Annotated in this window: 20 protein-coding genes; 3 read left to right on the forward strand and 17 right to left on the reverse strand. The window is 45.2% G+C overall.

What is annotated here, in order from left to right; all coding sequences use genetic code 11:
* Positions 1–51: 51 nt before the first annotated feature.
* Positions 52–1296 (reverse strand): TIGR03503 family protein, encoded by a 1245-nt coding sequence (locus tag L4D05_RS15390; protein WP_428794541.1) that lies wholly within the window; start codon positions 1294–1296, stop codon positions 52–54.
* 9 nt (positions 1297–1305) lie between these two features.
* A complete protein-coding gene (gene dnaQ, locus L4D05_RS15395) occupies positions 1306–2046 on the reverse strand; it encodes a DNA polymerase III subunit epsilon (RefSeq protein ID WP_428794542.1) in 741 nt (246 codons plus the stop codon).
* A gap of 57 nt (positions 2047–2103) precedes the next feature.
* Between dnaQ and rnhA the strand changes: the two genes are divergently transcribed.
* Entirely contained in the window at positions 2104–2568 is a 465-nt protein-coding gene (gene rnhA, locus L4D05_RS15400) for a ribonuclease HI (protein ID WP_265674536.1), read from the forward strand.
* Here the strand turns inward: rnhA and L4D05_RS15405 are convergent.
* On the reverse strand, positions 2561–3301 hold the full coding sequence (locus L4D05_RS15405) for a class I SAM-dependent methyltransferase (RefSeq protein WP_428752633.1): 741 nt from the start codon (positions 3299–3301) through the stop codon (positions 2561–2563). The two genes, rnhA and L4D05_RS15405, sit on opposite strands and share 8 nt — an antisense overlap.
* Before the next feature lie 40 nt (positions 3302–3341).
* On the opposite strand from L4D05_RS15405, the gene gloB reads away from it, so the two are divergent.
* Together gloB and L4D05_RS15415 are read left to right on the forward strand one after the other, a co-directional pair.
* Entirely contained in the window at positions 3342–4100 is a 759-nt protein-coding gene (gloB, locus tag L4D05_RS15410; RefSeq protein WP_428794543.1) for a hydroxyacylglutathione hydrolase, read from the forward strand.
* Between the two features lie 77 nt (positions 4101–4177).
* Positions 4178–5743, forward strand: a complete 1566-nt coding sequence (locus L4D05_RS15415) for a lytic transglycosylase (protein ID WP_428794544.1) — start codon at positions 4178–4180, stop codon at positions 5741–5743.
* 97 nt (positions 5744–5840) lie between these two features.
* Here the strand turns inward: L4D05_RS15415 and L4D05_RS15420 are convergent, their stop codons facing one another.
* From L4D05_RS15420 to rseP, 14 genes are all read right to left on the reverse strand, one after another.
* Positions 5841–6686, reverse strand: coding sequence for an endonuclease/exonuclease/phosphatase family protein (locus tag L4D05_RS15420; RefSeq protein ID WP_428794545.1), 846 nt, complete (start codon positions 6684–6686; stop codon positions 5841–5843).
* Between the two features lie 67 nt (positions 6687–6753).
* On the reverse strand, positions 6754–7092 hold the full coding sequence (gene glnB, locus L4D05_RS15425) for a nitrogen regulatory protein P-II (RefSeq protein WP_250618351.1): 339 nt from the start codon (positions 7090–7092) through the stop codon (positions 6754–6756).
* Between the two features lie 117 nt (positions 7093–7209).
* The gene (locus L4D05_RS15430) at positions 7210–7521 is read right to left on the reverse strand and encodes a c-type cytochrome (RefSeq protein WP_265674531.1); all 312 of its coding nucleotides are present in this window, start codon (positions 7519–7521) and stop codon (positions 7210–7212) included.
* Positions 7522–7627: 106 nt separating this feature from the next.
* A complete protein-coding gene (gene tilS, locus L4D05_RS15435; protein ID WP_428794546.1) occupies positions 7628–8944 on the reverse strand; it encodes a tRNA lysidine(34) synthetase TilS in 1317 nt (438 codons plus the stop codon).
* Between the two features lie 62 nt (positions 8945–9006).
* Positions 9007–9966 (reverse strand): acetyl-CoA carboxylase carboxyl transferase subunit alpha, encoded by a 960-nt coding sequence (gene accA / locus L4D05_RS15440; protein ID WP_428794547.1) that lies wholly within the window; start codon positions 9964–9966, stop codon positions 9007–9009.
* Between the two features lie 47 nt (positions 9967–10013).
* Entirely contained in the window at positions 10014–13493 is a 3480-nt protein-coding gene (gene dnaE, locus L4D05_RS15445) for a DNA polymerase III subunit alpha (protein WP_428794548.1), read from the reverse strand.
* 46 nt (positions 13494–13539) lie between these two features.
* Positions 13540–14160: a ribonuclease HII gene (gene rnhB / locus L4D05_RS15450; RefSeq protein WP_428794549.1), complete on the reverse strand. Its 621-nt coding sequence runs from the start codon at positions 14158–14160 to the stop codon at positions 13540–13542.
* Positions 14161–14165: 5 nt separating this feature from the next.
* Positions 14166–15305, reverse strand: coding sequence for a lipid-A-disaccharide synthase (lpxB, locus tag L4D05_RS15455; protein WP_428794550.1), 1140 nt, complete (start codon positions 15303–15305; stop codon positions 14166–14168).
* Between the two features lie 133 nt (positions 15306–15438).
* The gene (gene lpxA, locus L4D05_RS15460) at positions 15439–16227 is read right to left on the reverse strand and encodes an acyl-ACP--UDP-N-acetylglucosamine O-acyltransferase (RefSeq protein ID WP_428794551.1); all 789 of its coding nucleotides are present in this window, start codon (positions 16225–16227) and stop codon (positions 15439–15441) included.
* A 1-nt stretch (position 16228) separates the two neighbouring features.
* The gene (gene fabZ / locus L4D05_RS15465; RefSeq protein ID WP_390902915.1) at positions 16229–16660 is read right to left on the reverse strand and encodes a 3-hydroxyacyl-ACP dehydratase FabZ; all 432 of its coding nucleotides are present in this window, start codon (positions 16658–16660) and stop codon (positions 16229–16231) included.
* A 173-nt stretch (positions 16661–16833) separates the two neighbouring features.
* Positions 16834–17862 carry a UDP-3-O-(3-hydroxymyristoyl)glucosamine N-acyltransferase gene (lpxD, locus tag L4D05_RS15470; protein WP_428794552.1) on the reverse strand — a complete coding sequence of 343 codons (1029 nt, stop codon included), beginning with the start codon at positions 17860–17862 and terminating at the stop codon, positions 16834–16836.
* A gap of 40 nt (positions 17863–17902) precedes the next feature.
* Positions 17903–18403: an OmpH family outer membrane protein gene (locus L4D05_RS15475; RefSeq protein WP_250618387.1), complete on the reverse strand. Its 501-nt coding sequence runs from the start codon at positions 18401–18403 to the stop codon at positions 17903–17905.
* 86 nt (positions 18404–18489) lie between these two features.
* Complete coding sequence (bamA, locus tag L4D05_RS15480; protein ID WP_428752647.1) at positions 18490–20925, reverse strand: outer membrane protein assembly factor BamA; 2436 nt, start codon at positions 20923–20925, stop codon at positions 18490–18492.
* A 48-nt stretch (positions 20926–20973) separates the two neighbouring features.
* Entirely contained in the window at positions 20974–22332 is a 1359-nt protein-coding gene (gene rseP, locus L4D05_RS15485) for a sigma E protease regulator RseP (RefSeq protein WP_428794553.1), read from the reverse strand.
* Positions 22333–22334: the final 2 nt, after the last annotated feature.

Here is a 22334-nt window from a genome sequence, read left to right on the forward strand (position 1 = left end):
GCATTTTTTGTTCCATACACCACGGAGTAGACCGCAGCGCGCCCTTACCGGTTAGCTTGGCATCTTCAACTGCATTTCGGGGGTTACCGCACGTATTGCCCGCTTTCGTCTGACAATCCACCACACCAACGCTCCCACCAGCAGCAATACCGTATTACCAACAACAATCGCAATAAGCGCACGCTGTTTTACCTCTGCTCGATGTTGCGCGATTTGCGCTTCTTGCTGCGCTTTCTTCTTCGCTTCTCGAGCTGCCTCTTGCAATTCTTGTGCTTTGTTCAGGTCAATCGCTCCCACCACACTAAATGAGCGACTAGGTAAATCAAAGACGAGCTCTCGCTCTGTCACCGCCTCATCGGCATAAACATGCCCAGACCAATGATAGGTGCCAACTTCATTAAGATCGGTAAACAATGACGTCACTTCCATCTCACTGCCATCAGCTTGAGCTTGCACAACCTGCTCACTCTCACTAGGAGAAATCAACTCTATTGATGTCGCCAAACTGCCGGCCTCGATAGTGGCCGCTTCACCACGCAGTAATAGTTGGTGAGGAGAGTTCTCATCGCCTTGTATAAAGCGAGTGACAAACGGTGTCGGATAGACAAACACCTCTTGTTCTAATGCCCGTAGAAATACGCCATTACCCGTGGTAATTCGTACATTATACTTACCCGGTTCTATGGTGATAGGAAGTTCGACGGTAAAGATACCATCGCCAGAACGCTCATCGAGCCCTGCACCATTATCAAAAAACTCACCGATAACGATGGGAATAGGTGTCACCTTAGAATCCTTGGCCCCCTGCTCCTCAAGATAGCGTGTCATGACAACTTTTAAATTCACATGAGTCAGAATGCTGTCGATAATAAGCGGCTCGCCGTCACTGAGAAGACGAGCTGTAAATTTAACTTTTTCACCTTGATACAGACGCTCAGGCAGGGTTTGCGCTTTTAACGACAGCTTAGAGACTAACTGGATATTATTCTTAGGGGTGACTTTGCCAATAGCTTGCCAAGGGCCTGGCATAGGGCGCTCAATCGTCACAATATCAGCGGTAGGCTCTTCAATCCAATGCACGTTGGCAGGGTGTTTCCAAGCATAGTATTTTCTGCCATCAGGGCGAACTAAGGTGACAGGGCGGGAATTATCTTTGCGATAAACAAGAAACGTAATTCGCTCAATGGTTTCATCTACACGAAATCGGTTATCCAAAAATGACATAGCAGAGTCACTGGCCATCGCTGTCCCAATGAGCGTCAACCACAGACTAAACGCTATGAAAATCCTCTGCATGCCTTTCTCCTACTGGCGCCACAAACAGTTACCGCCTTTTGCTACGATATCCAAACGCGAATTATGCGCTTCTATTTCATCGGCCGTTGCATGCAAAACCTTTAGCGCTTTTCGTCCTGTCGTTAATCTTTTGATCATTTCTGAGTCCGAGTCCCCAGATTGACCAGCATTGAACTGCAAGTGCGTCTGCCCACCTGTCATTGCTAAATAAACGTCAGCAAGAATTTCCGCATCGAGTAAAGCGCCGTGCAATATACGAGCAGAGGTATCGATGGTGTAATGCTTCGCTAAGGAATCAAGGTTTTTCCTTGCGGGCATGTTGGCCATACGCTTTGCCATTGCCAAGGTATCGGTAACCTTGCAATGATCTTCCGTTTTGCCAATGCTCGCATCCACCATGGAAAACTCAAGATCCATGAAGCCCACATCGAAGGGCGCGTTGTGAGCCACCAGCTCAGCACCGGCAATGAATTCAAGAAACTCGGCATGGATTTGCTTATATTCTGGTTTGTCTAATAAGAACTCATCCGTAATACCGTGAACGGCAATCGCATCGGGCTGGATCAGACGATCGGGCTTGATATAAACGTGGAAGTGCCTTCCGGTGAATTTTCGATTGATGATCTCAACCGCACCAATTTCTATAATTCGATGCCCTAGGTAGTGAGGGCCACCTTCACGGTTCATACCCGTCGTTTCCGTATCGAGTACGATGATTCTGCGTTGTTCTGAATTGAGACTGGTATTCATGATGTTTTGTATGTCAGACTATAGAAATAAAGTTACAGACCTACATAGTATCAAATCATGGCGAAACAGGTTGAAATTTTCACTGACGGATCTTGCTTAGGTAATCCGGGGCCTGGCGGGTATGGCATCGTACTGCGCTATAAACAAACTGAAAAAAAATTATCCAAAGGCTATCAGCTCACAACCAACAATCGCATGGAGATGATGGCAACCATCGTTGCACTTAAAACACTCAAAGAGCCGTGCAATGTCATTCTTACCACCGACAGTCAATATGTACGTCAAGGCATTACACAGTGGATTCACAACTGGAAAAAGCGCGGTTGGAAAACCGCCGACAAGAAACCCGTGAAAAATGCCGACCTTTGGAAAGCGCTAGATGAAGAGACCGCGCGCCATTCTGTCGATTGGCGCTGGGTCAAAGGACACGCTGGCCACCGCGAAAATGAAATGTGTGATGAACTGGCAAGACATGGGGCTGAAAACCCGACCGAAGACGATGTAGGCTATCAGCCTAGTTAGTCTTGCGTTTATCGGCGGTTCGATAATTCAAGCTCACCGGCGTGAGCTTTTTCTTTAACTGCCAATGCGGCTTTATTGGTTTCAGCGGATACGTCCGCTTTCGAGCAACAATGAAGTACAAACTCCCCATCGGTGAAGCCCAGTCTCCCACGCTACTCTCTAGCCATGTCCACATCGTGCGATGTCGCTTCATTGGAAACAACGCATAGGTGTCAGCATGGATGACCTGATAATTAAGTACACTTAGCCAATCTCGAATTCGATTGGGCGTAAACATGCGCCCACTCCATGGAAAGTTATTACGTCTCCAAGGCATCAAACTCGCAAGCCCGGTGAAGCTAATTGGATTAAAGCCGGTGATAATAAGATAACCGTCATCAATCATCACACGGTCAACCTCGCGTAATAAGCGATGGGGATCATCGCAGTACTCAAGTTGGTGGGAAAGAATCACCGCATCAAAACTTTTTTCTAAGAAAGGCAATTCATAACGATCAGCGATCACATTGTGCAGTGGGTTTTTAGCGTCTAAATTAACTTGATGCTGTATATTGCAGTTACAGCTTGTCAACTCACAGCTTAAGCCACCGAGTTTAAGCATATGATAACCAAAAAGCTTTGGGCACCACTCATCTAAACGAGTCTGAATAGATTCAGAAACCCATTGACCGTTGGCAAGTTCTTCCCAAGAATGGGGATGGTCGAGCTTTTTCTTGCTGCGTGCTGGCTTCATATTTTCGCGCTCTCTCTCAAAGTGAATTGGAGAAACAACAATGTTACATATCAAAAGCATACCCGCATTTAATGATAATTACATCTGGCTGATTCAAAATAACCAGAAGTTGTGCGCTGTTGTCGATCCTGGTGATGCGGAACCCGTCATTGCCTATTTAGAAAAAAATCAGCTTGAACTCACCACCATCATGATTACCCATCATCACTGGGATCATATTAATGGTATTGAAGCACTCGTAGCCAAGTACCCTAATCTCACCGTAATAGGCCCAGAAAACAACGCCATTCCGCACTTAACGCATCAAGTCTCCGAAGGACACCGCATTCACTTATTTGGTGAAGAATTCTTAGTCTTAGATTTACCCGGGCATACCCTCGACCATATTGGCTATGTTGGCGACGCAAAACTATTTTGTGGTGATGTGTTGTTTTCAGCCGGGTGTGGTCGAATTTTTGAAGGGACGCCAGAACAGATGTTCAACTCCTTACAGAAACTGACATTGTTACCAGAAGAAACTGACGTATATTGCACTCACGAGTATACGCTGAGCAATCTTGCTTTCGCGATGGCAATCGAGCCTCATAATGCCTACCTTCACGATTATCGAGAGCAAGCCAATCAGAAGCGAGTACAAGGCATTCCTACTCTGCCGACCTCAATTTCCATCGAGAAACGCATTAACCCATTCTTGCGAACTCAGCAAATAGAAGTGATGAAATCCGTTGCAAATAGAAGCATCAACAACGATCCTGTGTCTACTTTTACCGCATTACGTGAGTGGAAAAACGAATTTTAACGTTTTCCTGCTTGTATTGGCACCAACCGTATTAGTATTATGCACGACCGTTCAAGTAATCGTTTGTAGTAAAGACTATGCATAAGAAAATCAGTTGGGCCTTAGCCCTGTTGCTGGCTGGGTGTCAAATGACTCAGCCAGATTCAAGCAGTACCACAACAGAGCCGACCAACTCTCCTTCAGAAACAGCAAAAACTACAACCACCAAACCTGCTTCTGTTGAGCCTGCTGTCGCGGAACCTAAAACCCTTACCCCACAGCAACAAGAAGATGTGTGGAAGCGCATTGCGATGCAGCTGAAAATGCCAACGCCAGATCACGCTAAAGTCGATTACTATCGCCAATGGTATATCAAGCACCCAAGTCACCTAAAAACGGTTTCACAACGCGCTCAGCCATTCCTTTATTTAATTACCGAGGAAATTGAAAAGCGTGGGCTACCTTTAGAGTTAGCACTGCTACCTGTCGTTGAGAGTTCATTTGATGCCTTTGCGTATTCACATGGTAGTGCTGCAGGCTTATGGCAATTCGTCCCCGCAACAGGCAAAGCATTCGGACTAGAGCAAACCTATTGGTATGACGGACGAAGAGACGTCACCGCCTCGACAACCGCAGCATTAGACTTCCTAACACAACTTAATAAACGTTTTGATGGCAACTGGCATCATGCTATCGCGGCTTATAATAGCGGCGGTGGACGTGTAAACAGCGCCATTCGTAAAAACAAAAAACTCAACAAACCTACTGATTTCTTCTCGCTTGATCTCCCGAAAGAGACAAGCAGTTATGTACCAAAATTACTTGCGCTAGCTGACGTACTCGCCAATCAAGAAAAGTACGGTCTCAACATCCCTGCGATCCCAAACCAACCAGCATTACAGTTGATCGATCCAGAAGAGCAGCTCGATTTAGCCATCGCGGCAAAATATGCTGGTATTTCAGTGAAAGAATTGCAAGGTTATAACCCTGCCTATAACCAATGGGCGACGGCACCATCAGGGCCACAATCGTTACTACTGCCAATAGCAAGTGTTGAGCAATTCCAAGAAGAACTAAAGAAAAACCGCGGAAAAGGCATGCGCCTGGTACGTTATAAGGTTCAATCTGGGGATTCGTTAAGCGTGATTGCACAAAAACATCAAACCACGACCAAAGTCATTCAAAAAGCGAACGGATTAAGAAATAACAACATTCGCGCTGGCCAGTATTTACTGGTCCCGACTTCAACGAAAAATGATGACATCTACGCGTTAAGTGCCTCTAACCGCCTAGCAAAGACACAGTCAACATCTCGCGGTAATTACAAAATCACTCATAAAGTCGCCAGTGGTGATAGTTTATGGTCGATTGCAAAAGCCAACAAAGTGTCTCATCAATCGTTAGCAAAATGGAACGGCATGGGACCACGAGATACCCTTCGTATTGGGCAAGAGATTGTCATTTGGAAAGACCAGTCAAATGGTGCCATCATTCGAACGGTATTTTATTCGGTGAGAAGTGGCGATACCGTCAGTGGTATTGCGCATAAATTTAATGTTCGCACTAATGACATCGTCAAATGGAATGGTCTTGAAAAGCAGCGATACTTAAAGCCAGGTCAAAAGCTCAAGCTTTATGTTGATGTCACTAAAACTAGCGCTTAATCGCTTAACCTGACTAAAACAAGTCATCGCTATTACGAAATAAAAATCAAAAAAACGGCCTATCAAGGCCGTTTTTTTATGCTCTATTCACAATGCATCAATCAAGGCGAAACTCAGCCATCATGGGGTTATGATCCGATGCCGTGGATGGCGGTGAGGATGAAGACAATAACGTCATGCCGCGATAAAAAATATGGTCTAGTGGCAAACCGGTAATAAAGCGTTTTCGGTTATCATCTTTAAAGGTCACTTCTTTAATGTGGTACTTTTTAAGCACACTACGCAAAACCTCAAGACGCTCCTCGCTCCAACTATTAAAGTCCCCGGCGATCAATAATGCGCCTTTATGGCTAATTAACACCTGCTTAAACGACTCTAACTGCGCCTGATATTCCTCTGTCCCGACCGTAAAGTTAACAGAGTGAAGATTCACGGTAATGAGTTTTGTCCCATTACTTAATGCGTACTCTGCATATAAGCCCGATTTAGGTAACCGCAGCCATGGTTCAACTTGCAAATTAGCACACGCAATAGACGGCATGTGAGTACTAAGATTAAGCACGCCAGCAGACACATCAAAAGCCTTAAAAGCACTGGCTTGTTGGCTACTCCAACTTGAGTTCTTTAGCCATTGCAAAAAAGGCGCGTCGAGATTGGCCTCCTGCAACAATGCGAGCTGCTTGCCCTTAGACAAACGCTCCAGCTCAGACAATAAATTTTCACGGTTCTGCTTATAGATGTTCCACACCAATATATTCAACCGACCGGCATCATCGATAGCTTGCGCACTATCGCTTTGATGACATTTCAGCTCTGTGGCGACGTTACCGCTATGAATGGACGTCACTTCAGGGGTAGCTCGCGTGGTAAAAATCAGTTGGAAACTGCCGAACATCATTAGGGTGACAACAAAGACTCCCCATATCAGCCACTTCACTTTCATTCGTTACTACCTCCCAATAAAAAAAGGAGTAGATAACTACTCCTTTTTACAGTGTATCCGAGTTGGATTAAATTGCGTCTTCATCTTCCTCGCCAGTACGAATACGTACCACACGATCGATATCGGTAATAAAGATTTTACCATCACCAATTTTGCCAGTCTGAGCGGTTTCGATAATAGTATCAACACACTGGTCCGCAACATCGCTAGAGACAACAATCTCTAGCTTCACTTTAGGAAGGAAGTCCACCATGTACTCCGCACCGCGGTAAAGCTCAGTGTGTCCTTTCTGACGCCCAAACCCTTTGACTTCAGATACTGTCATACCTGTGATACCCACTTCTGCTAGCGCTTCACGCACGTCATCTAGCTTAAAAGGTTTGATAATCGCTTCAATCTTTTTCATGTTCTTCCCTTACATCACTTTTATGTCGATATTATCTGGCAGCCAGTAAAAACAATCAATCAAAACAAAAAGCCCGAAGGACAGCTTCGGGCTCTAGATTAGAATTTTTTGTAATAATTACTTCAAGCTTGCATAGTAAGCGGCAACATTGGCGATATCTTCATCGCTAAGCATAGAAGCCTGAGCCTGCATCACTGCCGCTAAGCCACCATTACGATCTTTGTTTTTGTAAGCCTTAATGGATGACACTAAATATTGTTCGTTCTGACCTTTAAGGTGTGGGTAGCCCGGTATTACAGCCATGCCATCGGCTCCGTGACAAGCGGCGCAAATCGCTGCTTTTGCCTTACCTGCTTGTACGTCAGCCGCGACTGCGGTTCCACTCAATACACTGACAGCGAGTGCTGCACCTATCACGAATTTATTCATTGCATTACCTTTTTGCTATTTCCATATATACCAGATAACAAGTTATCGAAGACGCCTTCCCGTATCTGGCGATTTATTATGCTTACGATTGTGACATGAAATTGGTTCACTTGTCCCAAATTAGTTCACAGTCTGAGCCATAAAAAGCTTTATCGACAAATAAGTTAGCCACCGCTACTACTTTCTCATTAACCATTAAGATAGGCAAACGACGACGCTGCCAACTTGGTATTCTGTACTCTTGATATAGTTTTTTCATTTTCCGTGAACCGCTGCGCCCCTGAGGATGAGCACAGAGGCCTTCCGGGTTAAACGTGACAGTGACGGGAGCCGTTAGCGCTGAGCGATTTAATGTCATGGTTGCCGGTTGAGTAGCACTGATAACACGCAGCAGTCCCAAATCATCGGGTAAAGGTAACTTGCTCGATAAATCCCAACATTGCGAACTCCCCGACACATCTTGACTATTAGCAACCCAATATAATTGCCCATCAAAGCGCCTTATAGAGCCTGAGGTTAACTTCAACTCTGGATTCGCATCATCTTTAGCACAGGCCACTTCTTGCCAAAGTACCTGTAACTGCCGCTCACTAGGAAGCGCTACTGACAACAACTCCAGCCACAGCCTCAACAGATAATCACGCTTCACAGCGGACAAGGGCATTAATGCTGATATGGATAATCCACCCAACGCGCCAAGCATCGCGTCCAGCTCAGGGCGCAGAATTTCATGGAGCAACGCTTCTTGATTAGCACACAAACGAGCACTTCGATGTACAGCGTGAGCAAAACTCGGCCAACGACGATTAACAACAGGCATCACTTCATGACGAAGAAAGTTACGATCGAACCGCGTATCCTCATTGCTCTCATCCACAACCCACTCCAGGTTTTCTTGCTGAGCAAACGAGGCAATAGCCGATTGAGCCGTCGTCAATAGTGGACGAACAAGACGCCCTTTTCCCCAGGCCATGTCTTCAGCCATTGAGGATAACCCCTTAGGTCCGCTTCCTCGTTTTAACGCTAACAAGAACGTTTCTGCTTGATCGTCTAAATGCTGTCCGGTTATTAAAACATCACCAGCTTCAACATATTGTTCTAACGCGTGATATCGAGCGTCGCGCGCGGCCTTTTCCACACTTTGCCTGTCACCAAGACTAAGTTGTACTCTCTCTGCCGCAAACGTAATACCCTCTTCCGAAGCCCAACGCTGACAGTCCGCCAGCCATCGTTCCGCGTTATCACTTAACCCATGATGGATGTGAACCGCAAGACATTGTCGGGTCGGGTGTTGCTTGGCGTAAATAGCAAGCAATCGCAATAATACACGCGAGTCCATGCCACCACTAAACGCGAGAATGATTTTAGAGCTATCGGTTAATGACGCAGATAAAGCGTTTGAGAATTGCTGATAAAGTACCATTGCTGATCCTAAAAACAAATAAAGCGAGCCTATGCTCGCTTTATTATACTAATGAGATGGGCTTAACAGTAGCCGTAACTCATTAAACGCTTATAACGACGGTCAAGCAACGATTCATGATCCAGTTGCTCCAAGTCCTCAAGCTGACGCAATAGCGTTGCCTTGAGGTTTTCTGCCATCTTAATTGGATCACGATGTGCACCACCTAATGGCTCTTCGATGATATCATCAATAAGCTCAAGCTCTTTTAATCGAGGAGCGACTAAGCCCATCGCTTCAGCAGCTTGTGGGGCTTTGTCTGAATCACGCCATAAAATAGACGCACAACCTTCTGGTGAGATTACCGAGTACGTAGAGTATTGAAGCATATTCACGTAATCACCCACACCAATGGCTAATGCGCCGCCAGAACCACCTTCACCAACAACCGTACAAATGACCGGCACAGTCAGACCAGACATCACTTTCAGATTTTTTGCGATAGCTTCAGACTGGCCACGCTCTTCCGCGCCAACACCAGGGTACGCACCTGCCGTATCAATAAACGTAATGATCGGCATTTGGAAGCGCTCAGCCATTTCCATTAAGCGCAATGCTTTACGGTAACCTTCTGGCTTTGGCATACCAAAATTACGCTTCACTTTTTCTTTCGTTTCGCGGCCCTTTTGATGACCAATAATCATCACTGGGCGACCGTCTAGTCGTGCCATACCACCAACAATAGCTTTGTCGTCAGCAAAAGCACGGTCACCAGCAAGCTCATCGAACTCAGTAAAGGCGTGCTCGATGTAATCTAGCGTATAAGGACGCTGAGGGTGGCGAGCCAATTGTGCGACTTGCCATGCACCTAAATCACTAAAGATCTTCTTTTTAAGCTCTAGGCTTTTCTTCTCTAGTTGTTCAATTTCTTTGTCTAAATCAATCGCGCTATCACCACCATGGCGAGATACATCGCGCAAGGCTTCGATTTTAGCTTCTAGTTCTGCAATTGGCTTTTCAAATTCAAGAAAGTTCAAGCTCATCAATGAATCCTTTTCGATTCAGTCCTCAGATAATGTTGAGGACCCAATTAGTTAAATTCGAGTTCTACCTGGTCTTGACCAAGTAACTGCTGTAATTCTTCTAACAACGTGTCGTTTGGTGTGACACGCCATTCTGTTCCCAGTGTCAGTTTTGCTCGCGCATCTTCACGCTGGTAATAAATATTAACCGGTACTGTTCCAGCTTTATGTGGCGCTAGAATATCAGTAAAGCGTTGGTAAAAACGCTCATCAATTTGTTTATCTAGCAACGAAATTGATAATCCGCGAGTAAATTTCTCGCGTGCGCTTCCCAAGTCTAAAACTTCGCGGGCGGACATTTTAAGCCCACCATTGAAGTCATCAAAGCTGACCTGTCCAGAAACAACCACTATTTTGTCTTTTTCGAGCAATTCAGCATATTTATCTAGCGCATCTGAGAACAACATCACTTCCATACGTCCAGAACGGTCGTCCAATGTCATCAAGCCAATACGATTACCACGCTTTGTTGTCATCACTCTTGCGGCAATCACTAAGCCGGAAAGTGTTAACGACTGATCTCGTCGTGTTGGCGTCGCTTCATTTAGTCGACAACTGGTGTATTTATTCAGTTCCCTTAAATACGCATTTATGGGATGGCCGGTCAAATAAAGACCGAGTGTTTCTCGTTCTCCCTCTAGCCACACTTTTTCAGGCCATGCTGGTACCTGAACGTATTTATGCTCAACGTCTTCTGGTGCTTCGGTCAATACCCCAAACATATCCGACTGGCCGAATGCTTCAGCCTGATGATGTTGGCTGGCGGCCTTCACTGCATCGTTAAGTGATGCCATCAACGCTGCTCGGTGTGGACCTAATCGGTCTAGTGCGCCCGCCATAATCAGCTTTTCTATAACACGCTTGTTGACTTTTTTAAGGTCAAGACGTGCACAAAAGTCGAATAAGTCTCGGAAATGTCCACCTTTATTTCGTGCATCAATAATGGCTTCAATTGGACCTTCACCCACCCCTTTGATAGCGCCGATACCATAGACGATAGCACCATCATCATCGACATTAAAGCGATACAGCCCTGAGTTGATATCTGGTGGCAACAACTTAAGCTTCATGCGTAGACACTCGTCCACCAGTCCAATCACTTTTTCTGTGTTGTCCATATCCGCCGTCATTACCGCAGCCATGAACTCGGCAGGATAATGGGTTTTAAGCCATAGCGTCTGATAAGACACCAGCGCATAAGCGGCGGAGTGAGATTTGTTAAAGCCATAGCCTGCAAACTTCTCAACCAGATCGAAGATCTTCATCGAGAGCTCACCATCCACGCCATTCGCCACCGCACCTTCTTCAAAGATAGTACGTTGCTTTGCCATCTCTTCTGGCTTTTTCTTACCCATCGCACGACGAAGCATATCGGCGCCGCCTAGCGTATAACCGGCTAAAATTTGGGCAATTTGCATCACTTGTTCTTGATACAAGATAATGCCGTACGTCGGCTCTAACGTCTCTTTTAGTGACTCATGTTGCCATTTTTCATCTGGGTATGAGACGGCTTCACGACCATGTTTACGGTCGATAAAGTTATCCACCATCCCCGACTGCAATGGACCTGGACGGAAAAGCGCCACCAAAGCGATAATATCTTCAAAACAGTCAGGCTGGAGTCGCTTAATCAAATCCTTCATACCACGCGATTCCAGCTGGAAAACAGCCGTGGTTTCGGAGTTTTGTAGTAACCTAAACGAAGCAGGATCTTCCAAAGGAATCGATTCAATTCGAACCGGTTCTTTGCCTTCTTTTTCCAAACGAGGATTAATCAGACCTAGCGCCCAATCAATGATTGTGAGGGTTCTTAGACCTAAGAAGTCAAACTTAACTAGGCCCGCGGTTTCTACATCATTTTTGTCGAACTGGGTAACTGGGAAGTTCCCCTCTGCATCCGCATAAATAGGCGCAAAATCCGTGATCGTGGTTGGCGAGATAACAACACCACCGGCGTGCTTACCCGCATTACGAGTACAGCCTTCTAAGATTCGACACATATCGATCAAATCTCGGACTTCTTCATCGCCGTCATATAACTGAGGCAGTGCAGGTTCAGCCTTGAAGGCTTTGTCCAGCGTCATCCCTGGATCCGGTGGGATCAGCTTTGAAATGCGATCCACAAAGCCAAAGGGGTGCCCTAGGACACGTCCAACATCTCGAATAACCGCTTTCGCGGCCATTGTACCGAACGTTATGATTTGAGATACCGCGTCACGCCCATACATTTCAGCCACATGATCAATAACCTGATCACGCTTGTCCATACAGAAGTCGATATCAAAATCGGGCATCGAGACACGTTCTGGGTTCAAAAAGCGCTCGAATAGTAAATCATATTCCAACGGGTCTAAATCGGTAATTTTTAGCGCATAAGCAACAAGTGAACCAGCACCTGACCCTCGGCCGGGCCCAACGGGGATATCATTATCTTTTGACCATTGGATAAACTCCATTACGATCAAGAAATAACCTGGGAATCCCATTTCATTGACAACATCGAGCTCTACCTGCAGACGTTCGTCATATTCTGGGCGACGCTTCGCGCGCTCTTCTTCATCAGGAAATAGAAACTCAAGTCGCTCTTCTAGCCCTTCCTGTGATTTTTTCACCAAAAAGTCAGTTTCAAGCATCCCTTCTGTCGGGAACGCAGGCAAGAAATATTCATCTAGGCGAACCGTCACGTTACAACGCTTGGCGATTTCTACTGAGTTTTGTAATGCTTCTGGGATATCAGCAAACAGTTCACACATTTCTTCTTCAGAACGAAGATACTGCTGTGCGCTATAACGCTTTGGCCGTTTTGGATCATCAATGGTATAGCCATCATGAATCGCTACGCGAATTTCATGAGCATCAAACAGTTCAGGCTCAACAAAAACCACTTCATTCGTCGCAACAATCGGCAAGCCTCGCGCTTCTGCGATTTCAATCGCAAAGTGCAAGTAGCTCTCTTCGTCAGGACGACCAGTACGCAGTAGCTCAAGATAAAATCGGTCAGTGAAATGGGTCTCGTAAAACTCCAGACATTGATTAGCTAACGCTCGGTTGCCTTTTAATAATGCCCTACCGACTTCGCCATTCTTGCCTCCAGAAAGTACGATTAAACCTTCAGAGAGCTCTGGTAGCCATGCTTTGTCAATGACTGGCTGGTGTTGCACATGACCGCGAAGATAAGCTTTGGAAATCAGTAATGTCAGATTGTTATAGCCAGTGTTATTGATTGCAAGAACCGTAATACCCGTCAGCTCGTCGCCAAATTCATCGGACTGCATTGCAAAATCAGCCCCAATAATAGGCTTAATTCCGCAACCATGAGCATTGCTGTAAAACTTCACTAAGCCACACAAGTTAGTAAAGTCGGTAAGCGCCATGGCTGGCATATTCATCTCAGCGACTTTCTTGACGAGCGGCGGCACTTTCGATAGGCCATCCACCATAGAGAAATCACTATGTACACGCAGGTGTATAAACTTGGGATCTGACATACTAAATCCTAATTGTCACAATAGTGTGGTTCATGGTCATCATTGCTTATTCAATACCCAAAGCGCGCTTAACCGGCTTAAAACTTTTGCGGTGCTCGTCAATAACACCATGTTGCTCAATCGCATCAAAGTGTGCTTTTGTTGGATAGCCTTTATGTTGAGCAAAGCCAAATTGAGGATGACGTTTATCCAACTCGTCCATTTCAGCGTCTCGGACAACTTTAGCAATAATTGATGCGGCACTAATTTCTGAGACGCGTAAGTCCCCTTTAACCACAGCTTGTGAATCCATTGGCAAACTTGGTGTGTGATTGCCGTCAATTAACACAAGATCAGGATTAACCTGAAGCCCGGCGACCGCTCTTTGCATCGCCACCATCGTCGCTTGAAGAATATTCAATTCATCGATTTCTTCTGGCGAACAACGTCCAACCGCCCACGCCAGCGCTTTTTCTTTAATTTCTGGGTAGAGTGCTAGCCGTTTTTTTTCTGACAGTTTTTTGGAGTCAGCCAGCCCCGAGATTGGGTTATTTGGGTCTAGAATGACCGCGGCAGTCACCACGTCCCCAACGAGTGGTCCACGCCCAACCTCGTCCACCCCTGCAATCATGCTATAACCATGCGGATATTCAAAAGGCGGATACTCTACAGGCGTTTTCTTGGTCATGTTCTTCACTTATTAATTAGTTTCAATACGGCTTGAGCAGCTTGCTCATCGGCGTTTTTCCGGATCCAATGATGCATTTCGGTGAACTTGTCTAGCACCGCGGTGTTATCTTGGTTTAATAATACGGTTAACGCATTATACAGATTTTCGACCGTACACGCGTCCATCAAGCATTCTTCTACGATCCCATCATCGGCTAAAATGTTAGGCAATGACACGTATTTGGTTTTCACTAAGCGCTTGGCTAAAAATGTGGTGATCGCATTCATTTTGTAACCAACAACCATCGGCCTTTTTATCAACATACACTCTAGTGCTACGGTTCCCGATGCGAGCAATACGACATCAGCAGCGGTGATGACGTTTCTCGCGGTATCTTGAACTATGTGAAAATCTAACTCTGGGGCGAAGGTTTTCCAAGCTTCAACAAACTGCTGTCGGCGCTTGTCATTGACAGCAGCAACCACGAAGCCTAAGTTAGGATTATCAGCGTGCAGTCGTTGACAAGTTTCGATAAACGGCTGAGATAACATCTTAAGTTCATTATTTCGGCTTCCTGGTAACACTGCGAGCCAAGTTTTATCTTGCTCAAGACCTAAGAGTGCGCGAGCGGAGTGCTGATCTGACTGCAAAGGAATAGCATCGGCTAATGTGTGTCCAACGAATTCGCAAGGCACATTGTGCTGATCATAGAATGCCTTTTCAAATGGCAAAAAAGCCAACACAAGGTCAGTGGCTTCACCAATTTTGATAATACGTTTTTGTCGCCAGGCCCAAACAGACGGGCTGACATAATGTACTGTCGGTGTGCCCGCTTTTTTAAGGTCTAATTCTAGCCTTAAGTTAAAATCCGGGGCATCAATACCAACAAAGACATCAACAGGATTTTCAGAGAAGTAACGAACAAGCTCCGCCTTAACATGCAATAAACGTCTTAGGCGACCCAATACCTCAACCAGGCCCATGACTGCAAGTTCTTCCATATCAAATAGAGACTCACAACCTTGCGCAATCATTTTAGGGCCACCAATGCCGACAAATTCTGCATCAGGGTAGCGTTGTTTGATTGATGTGATGAAACCTTCACCTAACGTGTCGCCAGATAACTCACCGGCGACAATGCCAATTCGAAGTGGTCTTGCCATGCTTTTTCCCTTTGTTGACGTCATTCTTGTCCAAGTAAGGTTATATCGAATCTAAAAGACAAAAAGACCGCTAAGTATCACACCAGCGATCTTTTGTTCTCGTCATTTGCAGACGATACATGTCTGTCCGTATTTAGCGGATAATGCCGCGCTCTGAATTTTCGAAACTGTCGATCAGACGGCTTACAGCTGGAAACTCTACCGCCATTTCTTCTAAAACAGGCTTCACTTCAGCCAAAGTTTTGCCAGAGCGGTATATTTCTTTATACGCTTTTTGTAGTGCTCTTAGTTCTGGCTTTTCAAAACCGTTACGCTTCAAACCAACTAAATTGAGACCGAATGGCGTTGCATGATTACCTTGTGCAAGTACATACGCAGGGACATCTTGAACAACGGCTGAACATCCGCCAACGTAAGCATAAGCACCGACGGTGCAAAATGGATGAATCGCAGACAGAGCCATCACACCAGCATAATCACCGACTGTCACATGCCCACCCAAAATAGCATTGTTACCAATGTGAGTATGATTTCCAACAATCACGTCATGGGCAATATGCGCGTTAACACACAACAAGTTATCATTACCTACGACAGTTTGTGTCTTATCTTGAGTGGTGCCTCGATGAATCTGAGCACTTTCACGGATAACGTTACGATCGCCAATAATAACTCTTGTGTCTTCACCACCATATTTTTTATCTTGGTTTTCTTCACCAATGATAGCTTGGGGGAAGATACGGTTATCGCAACCAATCGTCGTGTTACCTTTAATGACAACATGCGACATGATTTCGTTATTTTCACCAATCGACACGTCACCTGAAATGTAAGTAAATGGGCCAACGCTGCTGTTCGCACCAATAGACACATTACCTTCAATCACGGCACTTGGATGAATTTTCGCGGTTTCATGAATCATACTAGAACTCTCGACGGGCACATTTCAATTCAGCAGAACAAACCACTTCGCCATCTACTTTCGCAACGCCATTAAAGGCTGCAATGCCACGGCGTTCTTTCAGAAATTCGACTTCGATAACCAATTGGTCACCGGGTGTTACTGGCTTACGAAACTTCGCTTTATCAACACTCGCAAAGTAGTAGAGCTCGTTACCTTGAGGGGCGCCAAAAGATTTAAACGCCAATAGCCCAGTTGCTTGAGCCATCGCTTCAAGAATCAATACACCAGGAAACACTGGCATTTGAGGGAAGTGGCCGGTGAACTGAGGTTCGTTAACTGATACGTTTTTGATCGCCTTTAAGTATTTTGCTTCTTCGTAGTCGGTAACACGGTCAACCAACAGAAAAGGATAACGGTGAGGTAATAGTTCCTGAATTTCAGTGATGGTCATTGTTTTAGTATCAGTACTCAAAGCTATATTCCTATTTCAATTCTTATATCTTACTACAGGCATTATATACCCAAATCCACTCAAGTGGCAGTGAGGGCAGCTAAGATGTAGATAAGCAGACAAACAATAAAAAGACCCGCCTATTGCGAGCCTTTTTGAAAAAGATAAAAGTGTTAATCTTGTTTATCAATTAACTGTTTTTCAGCGGCTTTTAGTCGCTTATTCATATCATCGATTCGATGGACTCGAGCCGCTGTTTTACGCCACTCTTTATTGGTTTGCAATGGGATACCAGAAGAATAAATACCCTTCTCTGTGATGCTTCGCATCACCATCCCCATACCGGTGACAATCACTCCGTCGGCAATTTGAATATGGCCGTTAATGACACTGCCACCACCAACTTGGCAGTACTTGCCTATAGAAGTGCTGCCAGCAATGATTGTACCACCAGCAAGAGCCGTACCATATCCGATGTGCACGTTGTGAGCGATTTGTAACTGGTTGTCGATAATGACATTATCTTCAATTACCGTATCATCGAGCGCACCACGATCTATCGTTGTACACGCTCCGATTTCAACTCGGTTGCCTATGCGAACAGTGCCAACTTGTGGAATTTTCACCCACTCGCCTTTCTCATTTGCATAACCAAAACCGTCTGAGCCAATTACCGTGTTCGCTTGGACTAAGCAGTGCTCACCTAGCTCAACACGATGATAAATGCTGACATTTGACCATAATTGAGTATGTGCCCCTAATTTAGCACCCTGACCAATAAAACAGCCTGGTCCAACTCGAACGTTGTCACCAAGTTCAGCTCCAGCTTCAATCACCGCATTAGCGCCAATAGAAACATTCGCTCCCAATTTAGCCTCAGAAGAGATAACAGCACTCGCTGCAATTCCTTCGGCAACTTTAGGAGTTGAGTCCAAAGCTTGTGCCACTTTTGCGTAAGCCACATAGGGATCGGCAACCACTAGAGCATTGGTATGACAATGCTCTAGCTCAGAAGCTTTGACCATGACGGCAGAAGCGTGACTGTCTGCTAAATGCTTTGCATACTTTGCGTTTGTCAGGAAAGTAATCTCACCTTTACTGGCACTATCCATCGGCGCAACAGCATGGATTAGAGTTTCCCCTTCGCCATGTAGCTGGCCATTAGTGATTTCAGCAAGTTGAGCTAAAGTCATTTCTGTCATCGTTGTCCTACCGCTTTGTTAATCTATTGCTTTTGATCAATTACTTAAGTGAATCAATAACGTTTTGAGAGATATTGAACTCTTCTTTCGCGTAACCTACCGCTTGAATGTCAATGATCATGTCGTAGCCTTGCTTCTCTGCGACTTTCTCTACTGCCTCTTGGATCACTTTAAATAGCTTTTGCTTTTCTTCCGCTTCACGACGTTGGCTCGCTTTTTCTAGAGCCTGGCCTTTGATTTTGTACTTACTATCAAGTTGACCGATCTCGATACGAAGTTTTTCTACTTCTTCTGTACCTAATAGCTCACCATCACGTTGTAGCTTTTCCATTTTCTTAGCCGCATCAGCTTGAATAGCTTGCAATTCCGCCGCTTTATCTTTGAATTCACTTTGAAGCTTCTGAAGAACAGCCTCACGTTGTGGTAAAGCTTGGAACACCTGAAGCGTATTCACATAACCAATTTTTTGTGCCGCTTCCGCTGCATTAGCAAAAAGTGAAGACGTTAGGATTACCAGGCCAAGACCAGCCGCTTTCATCATGTTTTTCAAGGTCAATTCCTCTATTTATATGCAATATTTTATCGCCTATCAACCAGGCTCTAAAGTTTAAATTCTGCGCTCTAATACTAGAACGTATTACCAATCGTAAATGTGAAGGCTTCTGTTTTGTCACCTTCAAACTTCTTAACTGGCGTTGCTAGTGAAAATACCAATGGTCCCATTGGAGACATCCATTGAACCGCTACGCCGACAGATGCTCGATAATTCGATGGATCCGAGTAATCGTAATAGTATTTCTGCCCTGACATGTTAGGGTCCGGTGACAAATACGTAAACTCTGTATCCCACAAGCTAGCGGCATCAAAGAACACACTGGTACGAATTTGGTTGCGAAACTCGTCAGACGCGAACGGTGTCGGTACGATAAGTTCTACACTCGCCAATGCAACCGCATTACCACCAACCGACTGCTCAGTTGCGGAGTAACATGGGTTGTTACCGCCTGCGTTACTTGAACAGCCGTTAGGATCATCATAAACGGCTTTCGGGCCTACCGAGTTTTGTCTAAAGCCACGCAACGTAGAGAAACCACCTACATAAAAGTTCTCGTAGAATGGCAACAAGTTGTCATTGCCATTGGTTTGCCCATAACCATTACCGTAACCCAGTCGACCTTTTAACAATAACGTAAAATTGTGACTTTGTGTTATCGGAAAATACTGCCTAACGTCATATTGCGTCTTGAAGTATTGAACATCCGAGCCAGGTACCGTCACTTTACCATAGAGTTTTTGATGGTTACCCGCCGTTGGGAAACGACCGCGGTTCAAATTATTTCGAGTCCAAGCCGCCGTCATGTGGAAATCATCGGTAATAAGGTTACCTTCCGCATCACGGTTCTTTTCTTGGGCTTGCAAGAATTTTTCAATCTGTACGTATTCTTTGATGTTGCCAAGGCGACTGTGGGTATAGCCTCCACCAAATTCCAGATAATTTAATTCGTCAACAGGGAAACCCCAAGTCAGCGTTCCGCCGTAGCTTTGGTCGGTATAGTCAATAATACCCGCTTTCGACGCTTCAAATTCGTTGTAGAAAATCTGCCCACCTAAGCTGACACCATCCAAGTTCCAGTATGGGTCTCGGTAGTCTAGGGTAATGTTCTTTTGGTATTTGTTGGTCATTGCGCTGATACCAACACGGTCGCCACTACCAGCAAAGTTATCTTGCTGTAGACCAACCTGGAAACTGATCCCTGATTCCGTACCATAGCCGACACCAAAGTTGACACTGCCAGAGTTTGCCTCTTTGACGTCATAAACTAAATCGACTTGGTCTTCAGAGCCTGGCACTCGAACCGTTTGTACATCTACGGTTTCAAAGAAGCCAAGACGGTTTAATCGGTCTTTACCTACATCGATAGATTTTGAGTTCAACCAACTGGCTTCCATTTGACGCATTTCACGACGTAACACTTCATCTTTCGTTGAGTTGTTACCAGTGAAACGAATGTCACGCACGTAGATACGATTACCGGACTCGACATTAATTACCAAGGAAACTTGGTTATTCTCATCGTCAAACTCAGGAATAGTACGTACTTGTGGGTAAGCATAACCTGATTCACCCAGTACTCGCTTAATGCTTTCTTCTAGCGCAGTGACACTTGAGCCATTGTAGGTATCGCCGTCTTTAAACGGAACCATCCCTTGGAACTCAGCTTCTTTACCAATGAGTTGTCCGCGGAATTTCACCCCTTCGACTTGGTAAGGTGCGCCCTCATCAATGCCTAGCGTAATGTAGACACCTTTTTTATCCGGAGAGATAGAGACTTGTGTGGTATCGACTTTAAACTTCAAGTAACCACGATCAAGGTAGTATGATTTCAATGCTTCAATATCACCAGCCAATACTTGCTTCTGGTATTTATCGTCGGCAAGGAAGTTCCACCATGCAACATCCACATTCAAATTAAAGCGAGAACGCAACTCATCATCGGTAAAGACTTGGTTGCCGATGAAGTTAATCTGCTTAATTTTCGCAGATACGCCCTCGGTAAAAACAAATTTCAAATCCGAACGATTACGTGGTAATGGCGTCACAACCGCCTGCACTTTAGCGTTGTATTTACCCACGCTGTAGTAAAAGTCTTCTAACCCTTTTTCTATATTGCTCAGCGTCGTACGATCGAGTGCTTCACCAACAATAACACCAGACGCGTCCAAGTTTTGCTGTAGCTGCTCTTCCTTGATAGCATCATTTCCTGAGAATGAAATGCTGGCAATTGTCGGGCGCTCTGTCACCTGAACAACAAGCGCATCTTGATCTCGCAATACCTTGATATCTTCAAAGTTGCCAGACTTGTAGAGCGCGTTAATAATTTCTGAGATATCCTTCCCATCAACGGTGTCACCAATTCGCACCGGCATTTTCAATAGCGCAGCACCCAGTGCTACCCTTTGCAAGCCTTCAATACGAATGTCCTGTACAACAAAATCCTCAGCTCCATTCGCCGACACACTGGTCGCTAGTAGAGACGCGAATAGAATATGCTTAATCGCCATACCTGCTCTAATTAATCCTTTGCTAATACTGCTGCCTAAATTCTGATATCAGAGGCGTGTAAAATCGTTAAAAATTGCGATCAACATGAGTGAAAAAATAATCGCCCCACCCACTCGATAACCCATTTCTTGTATTTTTTCTGGCACCGGTCTACGAATGACCGCTTCGATTGCAAAAAACAGCAAATGACCACCGTCTAGCATCGGTAATGGCACCAGATTTATTATTCCAAGGTTGACACTAATCAGCGCTAAAAAGCCTAAAAAGTATACCAAACCATAATCGGCTGTCGCCCCTGCTCCCTTTGCAATGGAAATAGGGCCACTTAAATTGTTAAGACCCACATCACCCGTAATCAGCTTTTTCAGCATGGAAACAGTGAGTTCTATAATCTGACCAGTTTTAACAAACGCTCGCCCAACAGATTCAATCGGACCATACTGGAGTTCAAAACGATAGTCTTCGGGCCACGCTTCCATTTCTGGTGCGATACCAGCGAAACCAATTTTCGTCCCATCCTTCAATGTTCTTGAATTTGGCATCAGTGATAGCGTCATGTCGTCGCCGTTTCTATCAACCGTGACATCAACCGGTGTGTTAGGGTTCGCTTGAATCGCGTTAACAACTTGTTGCCATTGCTGGATAGCTTGTCCGTCAATCGCAATAATTTTGTCGCCGGCTAAAATACCTGCAGCCGCACCAGCGCCATCACTACTCACATTTGCTAATGTCGTCTTGATAGACGGCGAGTACGGTCTAAAACCAAGCGTCCCCATAGCAGACTCTGTTTCTGGGTTAAAGTTCCAACCAGACAGGTCAAATGTTAATTTTTTATCCGTTCCTATTTGGTCACTGGATGAAACTGTGACCGTCATTTGATTATCTCCAATATGAGATACCAAACCCAAATTCACCGACTCCCAATCCAGTGTTTGCTTACCATCAACAGATTTAATCTGCATTCCGGGTTCGAAACCGGCTTGGGCAGCAATAGAATGCGGAGTCACTTCACCGATCACAGGCTTTACAGCAGGAACACCAATCAGAAACACTAGCCAATAGGCAAACACCGCAAAAATAAAGTTAAATGCTGGTCCTGCACCTACGATAGCGGTTCTTTTCCAAAGAGGCTTTTTATCAAAGGCATACTTGTGATCCGCTTCAGAGACTTCGTCAACACGGCTATCTAGCATCTTGACATAGCCACCAAGAGGGATCATCGAAATACTGTATTCTGTGCCATCATTTGCCGTTTTTGACCAGATGGCTTTACCGAACCCAATCGAGAACTTTTCGACGTAAACGCCACACTTCCTTGCCACCCAAAAATGGCCAAACTCGTGTACAGCGACGAGAACCCCCAAGGCGATCACAAAAGAGGCAAAGTTCCACAGTATGTCTGTCATAG

Origin of the sequence: Vibrio nomapromontoriensis (genome assembly GCF_050337205.1) — a bacterium.
Lineage (GTDB): Bacteria > Pseudomonadota > Gammaproteobacteria > Enterobacterales > Vibrionaceae > Vibrio > Vibrio nomapromontoriensis.

Excerpts from the sequence above, each read along its gene's own strand:
- gloB (WP_428794543.1), top strand. The coding sequence starts at position 3,342 with ATGTTACATATCAAAAGCATACCCGCATTTAATGATAATTACATCTGG.
- accA (WP_428794547.1), bottom strand. The coding sequence starts at position 9,966 with ATGAGCTTGAACTTTCTTGAATTTGAAAAGCCAATTGCAGAACTAGAA.
- L4D05_RS15390 (WP_428794541.1), bottom strand. The coding sequence starts at position 1,296 with ATGCAGAGGATTTTCATAGCGTTTAGTCTGTGGTTGACGCTCATTGGG.
- L4D05_RS15415 (WP_428794544.1), top strand. The coding sequence starts at position 4,178 with ATGCATAAGAAAATCAGTTGGGCCTTAGCCCTGTTGCTGGCTGGGTGT.
- lpxD (WP_428794552.1), bottom strand. The coding sequence starts at position 17,862 with ATGACAGAAATGACTTTAGCTCAACTTGCTGAAATCACTAATGGCCAG.
- glnB (WP_250618351.1), bottom strand. The coding sequence starts at position 7,092 with ATGAAAAAGATTGAAGCGATTATCAAACCTTTTAAGCTAGATGACGTG.
- tilS (WP_428794546.1), bottom strand. The coding sequence starts at position 8,944 with ATGGTACTTTATCAGCAATTCTCAAACGCTTTATCTGCGTCATTAACC.
- L4D05_RS15430 (WP_265674531.1), bottom strand. The coding sequence starts at position 7,521 with ATGAATAAATTCGTGATAGGTGCAGCACTCGCTGTCAGTGTATTGAGT.
- L4D05_RS15420 (WP_428794545.1), bottom strand. The coding sequence starts at position 6,686 with ATGAAAGTGAAGTGGCTGATATGGGGAGTCTTTGTTGTCACCCTAATG.
- L4D05_RS15475 (WP_250618387.1), bottom strand. The coding sequence starts at position 18,403 with ATGATGAAAGCGGCTGGTCTTGGCCTGGTAATCCTAACGTCTTCACTT.
- dnaE (WP_428794548.1), bottom strand. The coding sequence starts at position 13,493 with ATGTCAGATCCCAAGTTTATACACCTGCGTGTACATAGTGATTTCTCT.
- L4D05_RS15405 (WP_428752633.1), bottom strand. The coding sequence starts at position 3,301 with ATGAAGCCAGCACGCAGCAAGAAAAAGCTCGACCATCCCCATTCTTGG.
- lpxA (WP_428794551.1), bottom strand. The coding sequence starts at position 16,227 with ATGATTCATGAAACCGCGAAAATTCATCCAAGTGCCGTGATTGAAGGT.
- rnhA (WP_265674536.1), top strand. The coding sequence starts at position 2,104 with ATGGCGAAACAGGTTGAAATTTTCACTGACGGATCTTGCTTAGGTAAT.
- rnhB (WP_428794549.1), bottom strand. The coding sequence starts at position 14,160 with ATGACCAAGAAAACGCCTGTAGAGTATCCGCCTTTTGAATATCCGCAT.
- fabZ (WP_390902915.1), bottom strand. The coding sequence starts at position 16,660 with ATGACCATCACTGAAATTCAGGAACTATTACCTCACCGTTATCCTTTT.
- rseP (WP_428794553.1), bottom strand. The coding sequence starts at position 22,332 with ATGACAGACATACTGTGGAACTTTGCCTCTTTTGTGATCGCCTTGGGG.
- bamA (WP_428752647.1), bottom strand. The coding sequence starts at position 20,925 with ATGGCGATTAAGCATATTCTATTCGCGTCTCTACTAGCGACCAGTGTG.
- lpxB (WP_428794550.1), bottom strand. The coding sequence starts at position 15,305 with ATGGCAAGACCACTTCGAATTGGCATTGTCGCCGGTGAGTTATCTGGC.
- dnaQ (WP_428794542.1), bottom strand. The coding sequence starts at position 2,046 with ATGAATACCAGTCTCAATTCAGAACAACGCAGAATCATCGTACTCGAT.